The following is a 16814-nucleotide window of genomic DNA, read 5'->3' as shown; positions in this document are numbered from 1 at the left end:
TCGAAACGCATGGTTAATCCACTTTCGCACATTGAACTCTCACATCGCATTGAACAGCATTTGCAGTCCTGGGGACTGAAGCTGTTCAAGAATGAGCCAGATTATTTTCAGTGGCAGCGGAGTGTTCTCTCAGCAGCGGATCTGTCCTCCCTTCAACAGTTAATCCAGTATCGGCAAGATCAGAACAATCCAACCGCAGATATTCAATTCTACGACCTCGCTGCAGCTCCAGAAATTCTTCCGGTTTTGTACAGTCAACGGTATCGTTTCTTTTCTGAAGTTGGTGTCGCCATTGCTCAGCGGTTGGCTTCGGCACGATGCGTACTTGATTTTGGTTGCGGAGTAGGCATTTTGACAACCTTTTGGGCCTCCGTGTTTCCGGACATTGAATTTGTGGGTATTGATCGTTCCTCCAAGTCAATTGCCGCGGCCGCAGAGCAAGCTATCCAACGTCAGTTGCCGAATATTCGTTTCGAAAGTTGTCAAGTTCCTCATGACAAGATGACTGGAATATATGACTGTATTGTTTCGACTCATGCTCTGTTTCAAGCTGAAAATTCTCCTGGTTTGTGTAGTGCAGATTGGAATACGTTTGCGCGAAGCCATGATTCAGCACGTCAGCGTGAGGCTGAAGAGCAAACGGGGGTCGGTGAGCGTTTGGATGAGTTGTGCCAAGTCTTGTCTGCAAGTGGGAAAATGATTCTTTGCGAAAAAACCCGGCATTTAGGTAGGAGAATTTTGCTTCAGCAGGCTTTTACGCAACGAGAGTTACAATTAACATCGACGCCGATGTCCTTGGCCTATGAGACAGTTGGTGAGCCTGTAGAAGATGGGCCTCTGTATGAGATAGTTCGTGAAGGTCATGAACCGGCATTGGATTGGAGTGAGGAGCCTGAATGGAAAAAAGGGCAAAGCCTGTATGACTGTTCAGGTGACGTCGTGAGGCAAATGAGTCTCGCGTTAGAGCTTTTTCAAAACGCTCCTTCCCATAAGATTCAACTCAAAGAAGTAATTGGTGGTTGTACGTTGCAGGTTGGAGTCTGGCGAAGTGCCATTTCTTATGGCTATCTTTCAACCACGTCGGGATTTCAAGGAATGTTGCTGGGAAGCGTACGGGATAGTCCTGTGATTGTACAAAGCTGGAAACGTTTCACAGCGATGCCTGAGTTGGAAATTCAGAAATTGATTCTAGAGATTTGGGGGCAAGAGGATGTAACGCCTGCGCAGGAACCGGTACCCGGCTATGAAAACCATACTGTTGCGGCCCAAGAGGTCTGGTCGGCATTGCCAGATCGCACGATTCAAAAAGAGCAGACGTTTCGTGAGTCAGATGGTCGTGCGATGCACATCGAGTTGGGGCATAGTGGAGCCCTTACGTATATATATTGGGCCAACACATATGATCAACGGCAATTAATGCTCGTTGACTCTCGTCATGACGATTGGCTGGTCTCGTATTATCAAGAATCTCTTGCTGAGATGCAGTCTTCTTCACACTTCTAATTTTCCTTGTTTTTCTTATAGCCGACCATCACCATGAACGTGAGCACTTGCCTCGTGAATATTCGTATTCTGGCGAGGTCATGATTCACGAATAGGAGGGGGTTATTTGAAATACAACCTGTTTTTCACGCGCGAGACATCCAAGGGCGAGATAGAGATGTTCTTGGGAGTGCGTGCTCAGGCTCATCCATGCTTTTGACATGGTAACTGAGAGGACAATCCCATCATTCCACATTTGAGTTACAACTCCGTCGGTCATGCTCTGAAAGATCCGTTGAGTTGTTGTCTCTGAGTGACACTGGAAGAGCGTTCGCTGTTGTACGTCAAGTTGAACGGGGACGACCTGGATAGAGAGAGTCCAAGCAAGTAAACCTACCAACCCCACAACACATCGCTTAGCAAATTTTCTCATTTCAGTTTTTTTATTCACTTGTAACGATTGGACACACTTTCAATTAATATTTGATGTTGCCGTCTGTAATCATGCGCTGCATATTACTGTCCAGACTGGAACCTTTGGTGTTGACTCAGTGTGGCTTATCTCTTAGCAACAGGTAAATACCTCAAAAGAAGGGCAGGCAAATGGTGATTCTTGCAGTGATCTTCCTCGCTTTAAGTTAATGTTCCATCTATCCGAAAGAGAAGACGAAAAGGTGTATATGGGCACCTTTTCAAGATCAGAACGCTTGATGGATGAGACTGGAGTTATATAGGAATAGAGCCATGAGGTGTTTGTGGCAAATTCTCTTTTGAGAGTCTGAGATGAATTCAATAAGGGGCTGTCCTAAAATAACTCTCGTTATTTAGGACAGCCACAAAATTAATAGCCCCGTGAAGCATGGAATGCACGTTTATGTTGAAGTTCCCAACGCCGGTCATGTGTCAGCAAGCAGTTGAAATGCGTTCAGTGTTTTTTAGGGCGTGACTCGTGTAACGATGTATGAGAGTATTTGAATGTAGGCTGGATGACCGAAGAGTTTGAATGCCTCAAGTAAATGGTGGCGGTGGAGGGTCTCGAACCCCCGGCCCGCGGCTTATGAGTCCGCTGCTCTACCACCTGAGCTACACCGCCACGTATGATCAGAAAAGTTTGAAATGCATCTTTGAGCTTCTGACTATCTTTCTATACCATAGGTGTAGGTGTTCTCTCAATTCTACTTCATCGTACAAGGGGGCTTCTTAAATCTGTCGACTGATTGTCTTGGTCCACTTCTCTGCATTGTGTTGAATCTGGTCCTAACAACTCCTTGAAACGTTTTAATGAGAGATGTCTTCTACCTCTTTTATTATGCGAATTTGCATCTTCTTTGGCTCTGTGTCCTCAAGCAAGGCATTTTCATTACCGATAAATGATCACAATATACGGTCCATATGTAGTGTGAATTTTGACATGCATATAAATATATTTAATTAAGTACTTTTCTCCTGAACTCGAATGAAACAGGCAATAATCAGCTCAAGGAAAATTCATTTTCCCAACTCTTTGTTAGGGTTTCTCGCCTATGCCTATGACTGAAACCTCTTCTATAAACAACACAACCGCCCTAGTCGGACGTCAACCGATCTACGGCAGTAGTGTTGATGTGTTTGCCTATGAATTGTTGTATCGAGGTGGCGGAGCAAATCAGGCCAATTTTGTGGATGGTGATGCCGCGACGGCTAATGTCATGCTCAATGCCATGCTCGAAATTGGTCTTGAGCCGATTGTGGGGAATCGCCTTGCATTTATTAATATGACAGCGAACCTTATCTTAGGCCAACTCTGTCAAACGTTACCTAAAGAGCAAGTGGTGTTGGAAATTCTGGAAAATGTAGAGCCAACTGATCAGATTATTGAGGCCTTAACAGAGTTATCCAAGCAAGGGTATACAATCGCGCTGGATGATTTTATTTATCATGACTCCTTGCAGCCTCTCGTCAAAATTGCTGATATTGTCAAAGTCGATGTGATGGCCCTTTCTCATGAAGAAATTGAAGAGCATGTTCTGTGGCTGCGCCAATATCCCCTTAAACTCTTAGCTGAAAAAGTTGAAACGCATGAAGATTTTGAGTTTTGCCGGGCACTCGGGTTTGACTACTTTCAAGGGTACTTCTTCTGTAAACCTAATGTGATTGCCGGGGCACGGGTTCCCGCAAATCGTGTTGCGATATTGATGTTACTCGCAAAATTACAAGAGCGTGATATTGAAATTTCACAGATTGAAAAAGAAATTAAAAGTGATGTTTCTCTGAGTTATAAATTATTGCGGTATGTGAATTCAGCCTATTGCGGATTACCGAGAAAGGTGGATTCTATTGCGCAAGCCGCGTGTATGGTGGGGGTTGATAAACTCAGGATGTGGGTCACATTGATGAGTTTAGCGAGTATGGAGGAAAAACCCTTTGAGTTATTAGTGACGGCAACCGTCCGCGCCTACATGTGCGAACAACTTGGGCGAGCTCTTCATCAAGATGCCGTCGAGCAGTTTTTTACCATTGGCTTATTCTCTGTCTTGGATGGGTTTTTTGATTGCGCGTTGTCAGAAGTCCTTAATTCGCTTCCGCTCTCGCCAGAGGTAAAAGACGCGCTCTTGGATCGAACCGGTCTATTGGGAGAGGTGTTGGGCTGTGTGATTGCTTTTGAGCAGGGCGAATGGCAAGAAGTGAAATGTGCTCAGATTGACCCTTCCGTCATTCAGAATGCCTACATTGAAGCCATTGAATGGTCAACCCAGATTTTATCCGGCATGAAGGGGTAAAAAGGATTAGGAAGATCAAATCCTGTTGCAAGGCAAACTGATTGCTCAATTGTTATGCATAAGTCGTCAACAAGAAGTCCACTAGTTTCGTCGTTTATCGTCGAGTTCTCCAACCAATTTTTCCAAGATACCGAGTGCCTCTTCGCTAAGTTCTCCAGTTTCTTCAGCTTGTTCTGGTTCTGGAAGTTGTTCGTCTAAGGTTGGAGGCGCAGTCCGCTTTTGTAAATCCTCTTCGATCGCCTCGTCGGACTGGTCTAGTTCCTTGAGCATGGCGGAGAGTCGTTGTAACGAAAAAATTGCTCCTTCATGAGACGTCCACATACCTGCATGTTCACTGTCGTGAATTTTGGTGATTGATCCCCAAAACCTTGTTTCTTCTTCTTCAGGAATTTTTCGAATGATAAATGCCTCTAGTTTTTCCATGAGCTGTTCTTCGGTTCGTTCCTGTCCACCATAGGCAACCACAGAACGTTCAATAGGTTGTATTGACAGCGTTTGTAGTGTTTGTTGCCAAAAGTCTGGCCTGATTTCTGTTGTTTGAGAGTCGAGCGAATCATCTGAGGACCCATTGGCACTGTCTAAACGTTTCTGGATTGACACCAGGTACTGGTGAAGGGCTTTCACCTTTCTTCCTGCCAGACTTCCTAGCGGAATACCCCAAATATGTGCGATCTCATGGTCTTTGAGCGGAGTGTTTCCGGAGAGCTGGAAGTCTTGTTTTGCCACAATTAACCGGCGGCGTTGGCGTTCCTGCCTTCGAAGGAGGAGTTGGTGTTCAAGCAGTAGTCGTTTTTTTTGATAATCTTCGTCGGATATTTCATCTTGTTCAATAGCTCGATCCAGTTGTCGCATGGATTTTTTGACTAAATTCGTCATGGCGTTTGCTGTATTTTCCGTTCGCGTGTCTTGATCGATTTTAAATTCATCACTCATTAAGCGTTCTAAGACTTTGATCTCTTTTTCTGTGTACGCCATGAGTTGCTCAAGGCATTCGACTTGGAGTCCTGGTCGCTCCCGCTTTTGACGAAGGAACATTTGATACTGCGCTGCACGATTCGAAACATCAATTACGGCTTCTCGAGAAGATCGTTTCTTCTCTGGTTCCTCACCGGAAAAAAAGCGGGGGTCTGGCTGATCTTCAGCCATATACTCAATTTCATCCTGAGGAATAGAGAAGTACTGGAGTAGTAACAAGCGGAGCATCGTGCGATTTTGAATGGGAAGCTCATTTAACGACGATTCAATATCACTATAAGCTAAAGATGTCATGAGTGATCCTTAAGTGAAAATAGTAAAAGTCATGCTGGAAGGAGTACTTGCCGGACAGTCAAGCGTCTTCCGATTCACTTAATGTTTCAAGGTATGTCGCCGCATGTTCGCGAAGTTGTTGGACTGTACCTGTGACGTATAATTCTCGAGGTATGGGTACGGATATGAGTTCGGATGGGTCAACGCCACGTTCTATAGCCCAATCTTCATCAGCGTAAAGTGTGACTGCACCATCCTTATCTCGCCGAACTAAGAGTGTGTTCTCTTCATTGTCTGCCATAACGAATCATCCTAATTATAAGAGTTTTAGATACCATACGGGCGTAAAGACTGTCAAAATGGAGTGGAAGAAGCATGATTTATTTCTTGAAGTTTTTGATGTGGCCATCACTTTTCGTGAAGGTTTGGAAGGCTGAGTTTAAGAGGCAGTGAATACGGTAGATATCGAGAGAAATCTACCGCAGCATTGGAGGCAAGGCAGGTTTTGGCTTTCTTGTTGGGAGATACGAAATACCATGGATAGAGCAAGAAATACCTGAAGCTTGGGAAGATACTTCCCAAAGTCGATGGAGGAGAGAATTGGGGTAGCGCTGGTTACGGAGCATGCCAGACAACTGAAATTGAATGGCGGCTTAGCCCCCTAAAGTATCAACCACCTCTTTCAGGCTTTTCATTAGACAAGTAAAGATTGGGATGTCGCGTTTTGTATAACGACTGCCTTCTGCTTCACGAAGAGCCATGACAAGGTCAAGGAAGTCCTCAGGTGAGTCCGTTTCAAACGCCACGACAAATTCTTGATCGTCAAGACCAAACGAATAGGTGGTATTCAGTTTGACTGATGGGTAGCGGTGCCCAATTTCTATGTGTTCATCCATCATGCCCTGTCGAGCCGCTTTAGTCAGCAAATACCAATCTCTTGTCTTTTCAAATGGATAGACAAAGATGTATTTGGCTCGACCTGGGGTAATTTTAAGACGGCGACCTTCTTGGTCTTCATGGGTGTGGTTATCCACGTACACTGAACGTTTGGTCATTGAGAGGTATGAGTAAGGAGTCGTGAGATATTGACCTAGTCCGGTCGCGAGCATTTTAGACGTCATCTCTTGAAAGAGTTCAAGTTCATAGCTAATACGCCACAGAAGAAAGTCGCAATCTCCTCGAATTCCCATAGTCGTGTAAGGGACAACGATAACTTTTCCTGCATACTCTTCGATTGTTCGAATGAATGCTTGTTTACCCGCATCTCGCTCATCTTTTGGAAGACGACGCCACTGTGGATCAACTTTGTAGTAGGCAAAATTTACATATTGACGCTTGGCGGGTTCTGGACTAGCCATGAGAATTCCTCCGACTCCGATGTCAGGATTGGTGTGAAAAACTATTTTTACTAAAGACAAAGCCTATCTAGCACCTCTCTTGTAAATTTGTCAATATTTCTCTACGTTTTGAGGGATTTTCATAGAAAATATGAATTCAAGAACAAGCCGGTATGCTCGAAAATTGATTTATGTGAAATCTTATGAAGTTAAAGTTTTTCTTTACTATTGATTGAAAGGTTTTCAATTGACAGTTTATTAGGGATTTGTTATCCGCATCGTATGGTCGTTTTACTGTTCTTATGGTGATGCTTATAAGGAATCTCCTTCAGCTTCTGATACTTCTTGTGGCGATACTCGCGGCCAATGAAGATTCTTATGGCATCGTCGTAAACCCAACGAACGAGCAAATTCAAAGCGCGATCTTCAAGGGGAAGGCTGCGGTACGGTCGAAAACTCCTCCGTCCCAACTCTACTGGCGGTTTGGCTCAGCAGAGACTTTGCAACCGCATGGGTTTATCATGACAAAACTTGGAGGACTTGCGGTTCTCTCTGCACACTATGCGTTCCGATCAGCATCTCCGACAGAACAGGATATTGCAAGAGTTAGCACAGATTCAGCACTCCAAGTGAGTGTGACCGTGTTCGGATCATTTCCTGAGTTTGGAAAGGACAGTTATATGGTCCTTAAACAGGGGGAACGTCTAATTAAACCAACACAAATTCGATTTGATGCGCAAGCTCATCGAAGTGACGTTTGGCCCAAGGATCCGGCATATCGAGCGAAAGTGGTGGCCTCTTTTTCCTATGACCTCATCAATCCCTTGCTCCCGACAACGATTTCAGTTTTTCCTGGAGAAGGCGGCGAAGTTCGCTTTGACTTGGATTTTTCTGAAATTCCATAAACTAACAAAGTTGTTCTCTTTAATTTGTTTAACAAAATTAACAGGATTTTGTGAGAAAGGTATATCGTGTCTCTTAATAACTCAAGGGCCGAAATCATCGCGATTGGATCAGAATTCCTGCATGGCGGTCGGCTCGAGTCGAACTCCATCTTTTTAGCTGAAGGTCTGGCAAAATGTGGTATTGCAGTAGAGTGGAAGACGCTTGTCGGTGATAGTGAAAAGAACATTGCGCTGGCCATCACCACTGCAGTTCGTCGTGCCAATGTGGTGATCGTTACAGGAGGCCTTGGTTCGACGGTCGATGATTGTACACGGGAAGCCGTGGCCGCCGTGACAGGTCGGAAGTTGCGACGACGCCTAAAGGCCTTTACGGTATTAAAGACACGGTATGCCGCGCATGGACGACCGTTAACCAACGTGGTTTCTCGTCAGGCGTTTCTTCCCGTCGGAGCGGAGATGCTTGAAAACCCTGTTGGTTCTGCTCCAGGATTTCTTCTTGAATGGAAGCGATCCGTGATCATGGCACTTCCAGGCGTTTCAAAAGAGGCCCAAGCCATATTCGAAACCCAAGTGGTTCCACGTTTAGCATCATGTGTTTCACAATCAACCCGGTTGCAGCAGAAGATGTTCTTTACCGTTGGACTCACGGAGTTGCAGGTTGATGATCGGCTTCACCCAATCATTCGGCAATCCCAGTCAGTCGAACTGAGCCTACTTGCCTCGGTTTTGGGTGTTACCGTGGTTCTCCGAGCTTGGATCCCTCAGGGATCGGGTCGATCGACAAATCAGAAATTTTCTGAATTCGAATCACTTGTTTCCTTGATTCGTCAAACTCTTGGGGACAGCATGTATGGAGAAGACGAACAGACAATGGAAGATGTCGTTGGACAGCAACTCAAATCTGCATCGCTATCCTTAGCGTTAGCCGAATCTTGTACTGGCGGACTTCTTGGACACCGTCTGACCCAGATTGCAGGAAGTTCCGCATATCTCGATCGATCGTTTGTGTGTTATAGCAACCAAGCCAAACAAGATCTTTTGGAAGTTCCTAGGAAACTGCTGAATCGTCATGGAGCCGTGAGTGCATCAGTTGCTCAAGCTATGGCGATTGGCGCACGCAGGAAAAGTCAAACGGATGTGGGGTTAAGTGTCACAGGAATTGCTGGTCCAGGTGGAGGGACGGCGAGCAAACCCGTCGGACTTGTCTTTATTGGAATTGATGGACCCTATGGCACTCATGTAAAGCCTTTTCAATTCTATGGTGATCGACAGGATGTCAAAATGCGAGCGTCTCAAGCTGCTCTAAATATCCTCCGTTTGTATCTTTTGCGTTTTTCCAAGTCATAGGTCTCTCCCATGTCCATTCGTGTGTTTCTTGCCATTAGTCTAAATTCAGAGATTTGCGAAGCGCTTGATCAATTTCAAGATCACGCTGCTTCGATTCTCACCGTCAAGTGGGTGCGGCCCGACTCTATGCATCTGACAGTCAAATTTCTTGGTGATATTGAGCCAGGGCACGTGGCGGTTCTTCAAGAAGCTCTTCGGGAAGTCGTTGAGGACACAGCAACATTTTCGCTGAGAATTAAAGGTATTGGAGGGTTTCCGTCGTTGCAAAGACCGAGAGTCCTGTGGGCAGGTGTGTTCGGTGAAGTTGATCATTTGGAAGTCCTGGTGTCATGTGTCGAGTCGGCGCTGAGTCCTCTCGGCTATGCGCAGGAGAGCAGACCTTATCATCCTCATCTGACGCTTTCTCGGATCAAATCCAACACTCGTGAAATTGGGCGGATCATCGAATCATCCGATCTCCTTAAACAAGAATGGGTGTTCGGCAATGTCATCGTCGATCGACTCTGTTTATTTCAAAGTCGACTCACATCCCATGGAGCCATCTATTCGCTCTTGTGTGAATTGCCATTCGGAAAGAAGAATGTTTAAACATTCGCGATCTATAGCGAATCCAATTAATTTCCAGTTTATGAGGAAAGGTTGCCTCGGCGACGATTGTTGTATGCCTCTCACAGGAATGAAGGGGTATCCACTGGTGAGATCTGTTAGCCTCTGAAGTGTTTATTACAGGTCGCCTCGGCGACGATTGTTGTATGCCTCTTACAGGAATGAAGGGGTATCCACTGGTGAGATCTGTTAGCCTCTGAAGTGTTTATTACAGGTCGCCTAGCAGCGTAATACTACGCCTCAAACATGGGAAGATTATACCCGCTTGGCTGTACTGACAATGATTGACGTTTTCTCTCACGTATTGGATAGCAACATTGTACAAGTGAGCGCTTTATTGTTTCGGTATGACTGAAACGGCTAAGGCATTTTACCTGGTATTCGTTCAAGTGTTCTCAATATCCAAGGAGATGGGCCTTATGAAAATGATTAGTGCGATAGTGTTTGCTGGCTTATGGACGGTGAGTGGTGTTTCGGCCTATGCCGAAAGTATTGATAATCGTGTGACTGTGTTGACTTCCGGCTATGTACAGCCAATTGACGGTCGTGGATTTCTCCCTGGTGCCCAAACAGATGGTGCGCGTAAAGTGGCAAGTACGATCTCGGTTGTGCAAGGGGAAGATATTGTGCTCATCGTCGACCCAGGAATGGCGGCGCCCAAGGTTTGGGGCGAAGTACTCGTCACCCTTCATTCATTAAACATTGTCCCGAAAGATGTGACGCATGTGTTTATCAGTCACCACCATCCAGACCACACAACACACTTGGGGCTATTCCCTGAGGCCGTGATTGTTGACTTTTGGGCATCATATAAGGATGACCTTTGGGAAGATCATCCCGACAACTATGAATTGGCTCCTGGAATCAAGGTCGTTCGCACCCCTGGCCACACAGATGAGGACGCAAGTTTGCTGGTGGAAACGACGGAAGGTACGTATGCCTTCACGCATTTGTGGTGGGGGCCTGATCTGGAACCTCAGGAGGATCCATTAGCAGAAGATCCCGATGGCCTCAAAAAATCTCGTCAAATGGTGTTGCAGCAGGCAGACTGGATTGTTCCAGGACATGGAGAGATGTTCAAGAACCCGCAGCACAACGCGGTAAATGTGACGAAGAAACAACGGGATACGTTAGTCAACGCCGTGCAGAATGCCAGTGCGGCGTGGGGTAAAGCGTTTAATAGTGGTGATGCCGTAGGATGTGCGAGCGCCTATGAAGAAAATGCCATCATGATCGCGGAACCTTTTGGAACCTTTACCGGGCGTAAAAATATTCAGTCGTTTTGGGGAAAGTTGATTTCGCAGGGGTATACAGGGGTGCGCTACGATAACCCGACGCTCGAGGTTATCAATGCGAAGGCCGCTGTCATCACATCGAAATGGGAAATGAACAAAGCGCACGGCGTGATTACAAAAGAGCTTTGGGTTTTACAGGAGGACGGTGTAGCGAAACTCAAGGTCGATGCGTTTGAAGTGTTGGGCAATAAGTAACCCTGCGCCCAATAATCGTGAGAAGGCCACGGGGCTCTTCGATGGATTTTTTTAAAAGAAATTCTGTGTTGCATGTATTGTAGAGGCGATCTGTGTACGTTGGCTTTTTGCCATTAAAATAATATGAATCAACTTGATGTACAAATTGGTGACTGCTTTGGTTTTATCCCAAAATCCTGGCTACTGTATTGAAGAAAAGTCCGTCGAAAGACATCTCCTATCACCATTATGCATCTTATAGTTTCCCTATTATCAAACACACGAGGAAGTGGAATGTTTTTTGAAATATCATGTTTTGTGTAAAAATGGTGTTTGACAATGTGGCTCTCAATCGATTTTGTTTGGCTCAACGTATAGCGTACCTCAAAAGTTCTTGTGGTCATTTACCTCTGGAGATGCCAAGGTACAGTCTGCCTTACCTTAAAAAAGAAAGCTTGGTACCTCTTGGGATCAAGCCTTCTTTTAAACGTGGGATGGCTGGCCGTTCGTTATTTCTTTATTTCCGTTCTTTTGCGAGTTCGCCAAAGGGCAAGTCCTACCAGTCCGCTGCCCATCAAAGAAATTGTGCCTGGTTCGGGAACGGCTCCTACAGGACTACCATTCTGCACAGTATAATTAATTGTGCCATTCCAGGTTCGCGGATTAAATACGGTGCCAAATAAGTCTGCGTTTCCGACACCAAGGTTTAGTTGAAGGTCTGCATTGGCAAATGTATTGTTCCCGTTGGTGTAATTAATGTTCGTAGGCCCACCCGTTGTCACGTAGATTCCGGTTACTGAGTTTGCAAGTAGGCTAAAATCGGTTACATCCATAAAAGTCGGAATATTAACACCTGCAGAGGTCACACCCGAGGTTTGGGAAACGAGAGTCCAAGCGGATGCATTGTTTTCAAATCCCATAAATGTTCCATTTCTTGTGTACACGCTTATGGAATTGGTAGTTTCGGAATCTAAATTAAGCTCCATAGAGTTTACCGTTAACGTGTTTCCAAAAGTTGTAATATTGAACATGTTGCCAGACTGTCCATTGTTCGATGTAAATGTGGTTGTGATTGAAGCAGCTTGAACCTGACTGATCGTACCAATTAGAAGCCCTATGGTTAAAAATAATGTTATGAAACGTTTCATGAATTGTTTTTCCTCCGTAATAGAAGATTTAAATAAAAAAGAAATAGAAGCAGGAAGTATTTTTCTCCATGTCCTCTTCACTCATTCTGAATGCCGCAACTTCTGTGCCGACTCTCATGCGGTTTCCTTGACGTGACGAAAGTTGAGAGGGTTGAGAGTACTTGGAGGTAGATTGTGTTCGGTAATAAGTAATTGTGTTCTGTTGCTTTCAAAGATGATAAATATGAACGTTACACTGGAAGTTGAGTCTAAAGTAAGAAAACTTGACGGCTTTATCAGAATCTGTCAGAAACGAAAGATGAAAATCTTGAAAATCAATCATTTAAGGGTAATTCTAAAAGACGTAATAAATTCGACATTTCGAACCCATTGTGGTGTAAGTCTATGTGTTGCTTCAATTGATATCTGTTAAATCCTCTTCTAAAAGTTTAATTTTTCTGCTTACGTCTCTTTCGTTCTTTTCTTGTTGATTTATGAGATATAAATGGGGGGCTGTGATACACGAAATTGCGGGTTGATGAACGACAAAATATTTGAAACTGAGATTTCAATTTTCTAGTGAGAGAGAGCTAGCCAGACAATTGGGTTCTAAATAATGTGAGGGAAACCCCATTTACCTCTTCTGCGAGGTTCGGTATGATAAAGATCTCTACGTAAACCTAAACCAACACGACGATAATTTACCAAAGGACCACGAATGAGTAACCAGACTACCGAAAAAGATGGGAAAAAGCGTGCGCTTGATCTCGCTCTGACTCAAATTGAGAAGTCATTTGGGAAGGGGGCGATTATGAAGCTCGGAGGCGCCGAGGTTCAGGCCGATATTCCCGCAATTCCGACTGGATCGCTAGGACTGGATTTAGCCCTGGGAGTTGGAGGACTACCGCGAGGGCGTGTCGTAGAGATCTTTGGGCCTGAGTCTTCTGGGAAAACCACGTTGTGTTTGCATGTGATTGCGCAAGCTCAAAAGGCGGGAGGGGCGGCGGCCTTTATCGATGCTGAGCATGCGCTCGATATTGCGTACGCCAAGAAGTTAGGGGTTGAAACGGATGACTTACTCGTGGCTCAACCGGATACCGGAGAGCAAGCGTTAGAAATTACTGAAACCTTGGTACGAAGCGGAGCGTTAGATGTCATTGTCGTCGACTCGGTGGCCGCGTTAGTGCCACGTGCAGAAATAGAAGGAGAAATGGGGGATTCTCATATGGGTCTGCAGGCCCGTCTGATGTCGCAGGCTCTTCGGAAGTTGACGGGGGCGATTTCCAAATCGCATGCGACCATCATTTTCATCAATCAAATACGAATGAAAATCGGCGTGATGTTTGGAAATCCAGAAACCACGACAGGGGGAAATGCTTTGAAATTTTATTCTTCTGTCCGTCTGGACATTCGACGTATCGAATCGATTAAAGAAGGCCAAGACGTCATGGGTAATCGCGTTCGTGTCAAGGTGGTCAAAAATAAAACAGCGCCGCCATTTAAACAAGCCGAATTCGATATTATGTTCGCAGAAGGGATTTCGAAAGTTGGCGAACTTGTCGATTTGGGTGTTGACCGCCGAATTGTTGACAAGGCCGGTGCATGGTATTCCTATAAGGAAGAACGCTTAGGGCAGGGACGAGAGGCGGTCAAATCGTTTCTAAAATCTAATCCTGATATTGCAAAAGACATTGAAAAGCAGATACGAGAGGCAGCAGGTCTTGTTTCCAAGACCGAGAACCCTGAACAAACAGTATCAGAACCAAAAGTTGTCGGAAAAAAAGTTGTGGGGAGCAAAGGCTAAACTCCATTGCGTAAGAAGTGTTCATTATTTGGATCTTAGCGATTATCCATTGTGCGTCTGTTAATTCATGAATTTTTCTGCACATGAACTTCGGCAATCCTTCCTTGATTACTTTTCAGAGTACGGGCATATCTCCGTTCCCAGTGCTCCTCTCATCCCTCAAGCCGATCCGACGCTCTTATTCACCAACGCAGGAATGAACCAGTTTAAGCGTGTGTTCCTTGGTGAAGAAACACGCGCCTATACCAGAGCTGCCAGCATACAAAAATGTATGCGTGCTGGTGGCAAACATAACGACTTGGAGAATGTTGGGTATACGAATCGGCATCATACGTTTTTTGAAATGCTTGGTAATTTCTCCTTTGGTGACTATTTCAAGGAGGAAGCGATTGTCTTTGGGTGGGAATATTTGACCAAAGTTGTCGGGTTACCGACTGAGCGTCTTTGGGTCACAGTCTATCGCGAAGATGATGAGGCCTTCGACATCTGGCAACACCGTATGGCGGTGCCGTCTTCTCGCATTATTCGGCTTGGAGAAAAAGATAATTTTTGGCAGATGGGAGACACCGGACCTTGTGGTCCATGTTCTGAGATTCATATCGATCAAGGTGAAGCCTTGGGGTGTGGTCGATCGACCTGTGGAGTGGGTTGTGATTGCGACCGGTATCTTGAGATATGGAATCTCGTTTTCATGCAATATGATCGAGATGCCTCTGGAACTCTCCATCCGCTTCCAAAGCCCAGTATTGATACCGGGATGGGGCTTGAGCGTTTAGCGGCGGTAAATCAGGCAGTCACTTCTAATTTTGATACTGATCTCTTTCGACCCCTCTTGAAGGCGATTGGAGAGCGAACGAAGAAAACATACGGTACGGATCCAGGCTCAGACCGATCGATGCGTGTGATTGCCGATCATTTACGTGCCATGACCTTTCTCATTGTCGATGGCATTTTGCCATCGAATGAAGGCCGGGGCTATGTGTTGCGACGGATTCTCCGGCGGGCTTCTCGGTACGGCCGTCTCTTAGGATGTACGGAACCATTTTTGTATGAACTCACTGAACGGGTCGTTCAAGAAATGAAGGCAGCCTACCCCTCTCTTGAACAGAGTTCATCCATTGTTGTGGAAGTTGTTCAGCGTGAAGAAGAGCGATTTATTGGAACATTAGAGCAAGGTACCCCTATTCTTGATCGCCTCGTGAACGAGGCCAAAACGCAGGGCCTAAGTACGTTGGAAGGGGAAACAATATTTAAGCTTTACGATACCTATGGATTTCCATTAGATCTCGTCGAGGATGCAGCTCGTGAAGAAAATTTAGAGTTAGATCATGAAGGATACCAGCGCGCGTTGAATGCACAGCGTGAACGTGCGAGAAAGGCGACAGCCTTTACAACTTCCGAGGTGAAGCCGTATCTGAAAGAACTGAAGACATTAGTCTTTCCAACAACGTTTGTTGGTTATCAATCGTATGAAGGAGAGGGAGCCGTCCAAGCCATTCTTCGGGACGAACAATTGGTTCAGGATACGGTCCAAGGTGATCAGGTTGAGCTTGTTCTAGAAACTTCTCCGTTTTACCCGGAAGGCGGTGGACAAGTCGGCGACCAGGGTGTGTTGACAGGCCCGCATGGCCGAGTTCAGATCCAATCGACGTCGAAAACGGACATGGGATTTTTCTTGCATCAAGGTCAAATTGTTGAAGGAAGTCTTCGTGTCGGTGACCCTGTGAGTGCAAAGGTGAATATTGCTACACGGAACGACGCTGCGAGAAATCATACGGCGACGCATCTTCTCCATGCCGCGTTGCGTGAACTGTTAGGTCCGCATGTCAAACAGTACGGATCGCTTGTGGCCCCGAATCGTTTACGATTCGACTTTGCACATTTCAAGTCATTGTCTCATCGAGATATCGATGACATTGAATTGTTAGTAAATGAGCAAATACGATCAAACACAATCGTCCAGACTAATGTCATGGGCATTCAGGACGCGATTGATGAGGGAGCCCTCGCGTTTTTTGGCGATAAATACGGAACGGAAGTCCGTGTGGTCGGAGTCGGGTCCTTTAGTAAAGAGTTATGCGGAGGAACACATTGTACGCAGACGGGAGAAATCGGCATCTTTCGAATTATCTCGGAAGGGGGGATTTCTGCGGGCGTTCGTCGGATTGAGGCACTCACCGGTGCTGGTGCATTACAGCACACAAAACAGATTGATGAACAAGTACGTGAACTTTCGGCATTGATGAAAGTCAGCCCTCACGATTTGATTTCCAAAACACAAAAAACTCTTGCAACGTTAAAAGATATGGAACGTGAGCTTGAACAACTAAAAATGAAATTTGTCGCCAAAGAGTTAGATGATGCATCTATTGACTCCCGCATGATTCATGACATTCAGGTTCAGACGCAGCGTGTGGATGGGTTGACCATGCCGGAATTGCGTGCGCTTTCTGACAGAATTCGTCATACTGTTCCCAGTGGTGTATTAGTTCTTGGTTCGGCGAAGGATGAGAAGGTTTCATTGTTGGTGATTGTCACCAAAGATGTGACGAAACGCATCAACGCAGGAGATGTTGCCAAATCGATTGCGACCCATGTCGATGGTTCTGGGGGAGGTCGTCCGGATATGGCTCAGGCAGGAGGAAGTCAGCCGGAAGGGATCCAACAAGCTCTTTCGAAGGTCTTTGAATTTGTTGAAGAACATGGAAGGTCATAGTCTTATCGAAAACA

Annotated in this window: 12 protein-coding genes and 1 tRNA gene; 8 read left to right on the top strand and 5 right to left on the bottom strand. The window is 45.6% G+C overall.

The features are described 5' to 3' along the window. The first annotated feature begins 9 nt into the window (after window positions 1-9). Complete coding sequence (locus ACWQXP_RS05425; protein ID WP_454061820.1) at window positions 10-1503, top strand: methyltransferase domain-containing protein; 1494 nt, start codon at window positions 10-12, stop codon at window positions 1501-1503. 996 nt (window positions 1504-2499) lie between these two features. On the opposite strand, the gene ACWQXP_RS05420 is transcribed toward ACWQXP_RS05425, so the two are convergent. Continuing rightward, a tRNA-Met gene (locus ACWQXP_RS05420) sits at window positions 2500-2575 on the bottom strand. A gap of 430 nt (window positions 2576-3005) precedes the next feature. Between ACWQXP_RS05420 and ACWQXP_RS05415 the strand changes: the two genes are divergently transcribed. Beyond that, window positions 3006-4241 carry an EAL and HDOD domain-containing protein gene (locus ACWQXP_RS05415; RefSeq protein ID WP_454061819.1) on the top strand — a complete coding sequence of 412 codons (1236 nt, stop codon included), beginning with the start codon at window positions 3006-3008 and terminating at the stop codon, window positions 4239-4241. A gap of 81 nt (window positions 4242-4322) precedes the next feature. Here ACWQXP_RS05415 and ACWQXP_RS05410 read toward each other — a convergent pair whose 3' ends face one another. The 3 genes from ACWQXP_RS05410 to ACWQXP_RS05400 form a co-directional block, all read right to left on the bottom strand. After that, window positions 4323-5510 carry a hypothetical protein gene (locus ACWQXP_RS05410; RefSeq protein ID WP_454061818.1) on the bottom strand — a complete coding sequence of 396 codons (1188 nt, stop codon included), beginning with the start codon at window positions 5508-5510 and terminating at the stop codon, window positions 4323-4325. A 58-nt stretch (window positions 5511-5568) separates the two neighbouring features. Then, window positions 5569-5790: a hypothetical protein gene (locus tag ACWQXP_RS05405; RefSeq protein ID WP_454061817.1), complete on the bottom strand. Its 222-nt coding sequence runs from the start codon at window positions 5788-5790 to the stop codon at window positions 5569-5571. Between the two features lie 352 nt (window positions 5791-6142). Continuing rightward, window positions 6143-6847, bottom strand: coding sequence for a chlorite dismutase family protein (locus ACWQXP_RS05400; RefSeq protein ID WP_454061816.1), 705 nt, complete (start codon window positions 6845-6847; stop codon window positions 6143-6145). A gap of 281 nt (window positions 6848-7128) precedes the next feature. Between ACWQXP_RS05400 and ACWQXP_RS05395 the strand changes: the two genes are divergently transcribed. From ACWQXP_RS05395 to ACWQXP_RS05380, 4 genes are all read left to right on the top strand, one after another. Then, window positions 7129-7731, top strand: coding sequence for a hypothetical protein (locus ACWQXP_RS05395; protein ID WP_454061815.1), 603 nt, complete (start codon window positions 7129-7131; stop codon window positions 7729-7731). Window positions 7732-7797: 66 nt separating this feature from the next. Next, window positions 7798-9078 carry a competence/damage-inducible protein A gene (locus ACWQXP_RS05390; RefSeq protein ID WP_454061814.1) on the top strand — a complete coding sequence of 427 codons (1281 nt, stop codon included), beginning with the start codon at window positions 7798-7800 and terminating at the stop codon, window positions 9076-9078. Between the two features lie 9 nt (window positions 9079-9087). Continuing rightward, entirely contained in the window at window positions 9088-9666 is a 579-nt protein-coding gene (gene thpR, locus ACWQXP_RS05385) for an RNA 2',3'-cyclic phosphodiesterase (protein WP_454061813.1), read from the top strand. Window positions 9667-10103: 437 nt separating this feature from the next. Then, a complete protein-coding gene (locus tag ACWQXP_RS05380; protein WP_454061812.1) occupies window positions 10104-11174 on the top strand; it encodes an MBL fold metallo-hydrolase in 1071 nt (356 codons plus the stop codon). A 488-nt stretch (window positions 11175-11662) separates the two neighbouring features. On the opposite strand, the gene ACWQXP_RS05375 is transcribed toward ACWQXP_RS05380, so the two are convergent. Continuing rightward, window positions 11663-12301 carry a PEP-CTERM sorting domain-containing protein gene (locus ACWQXP_RS05375; RefSeq protein ID WP_454061811.1) on the bottom strand — a complete coding sequence of 213 codons (639 nt, stop codon included), beginning with the start codon at window positions 12299-12301 and terminating at the stop codon, window positions 11663-11665. 697 nt (window positions 12302-12998) lie between these two features. Between ACWQXP_RS05375 and recA the strand changes: the two genes are divergently transcribed. Both recA and alaS read left to right on the top strand, forming a co-directional pair. Further along, window positions 12999-14084: a recombinase RecA gene (gene recA / locus ACWQXP_RS05370; RefSeq protein WP_454061810.1), complete on the top strand. Its 1086-nt coding sequence runs from the start codon at window positions 12999-13001 to the stop codon at window positions 14082-14084. Window positions 14085-14151: 67 nt separating this feature from the next. Next, on the top strand, window positions 14152-16800 hold the full coding sequence (gene alaS, locus ACWQXP_RS05365; protein ID WP_454061809.1) for an alanine--tRNA ligase: 2649 nt from the start codon (window positions 14152-14154) through the stop codon (window positions 16798-16800). The last annotated feature ends 14 nt before the right edge of the window (window positions 16801-16814 follow it).

The organism is Candidatus Nitrospira salsa, from assembly GCF_965152625.1.
The sequence above is the reverse complement of the archived record's forward strand: the minus strand, read 5'-3'. Positions and strand labels throughout refer to the sequence as shown.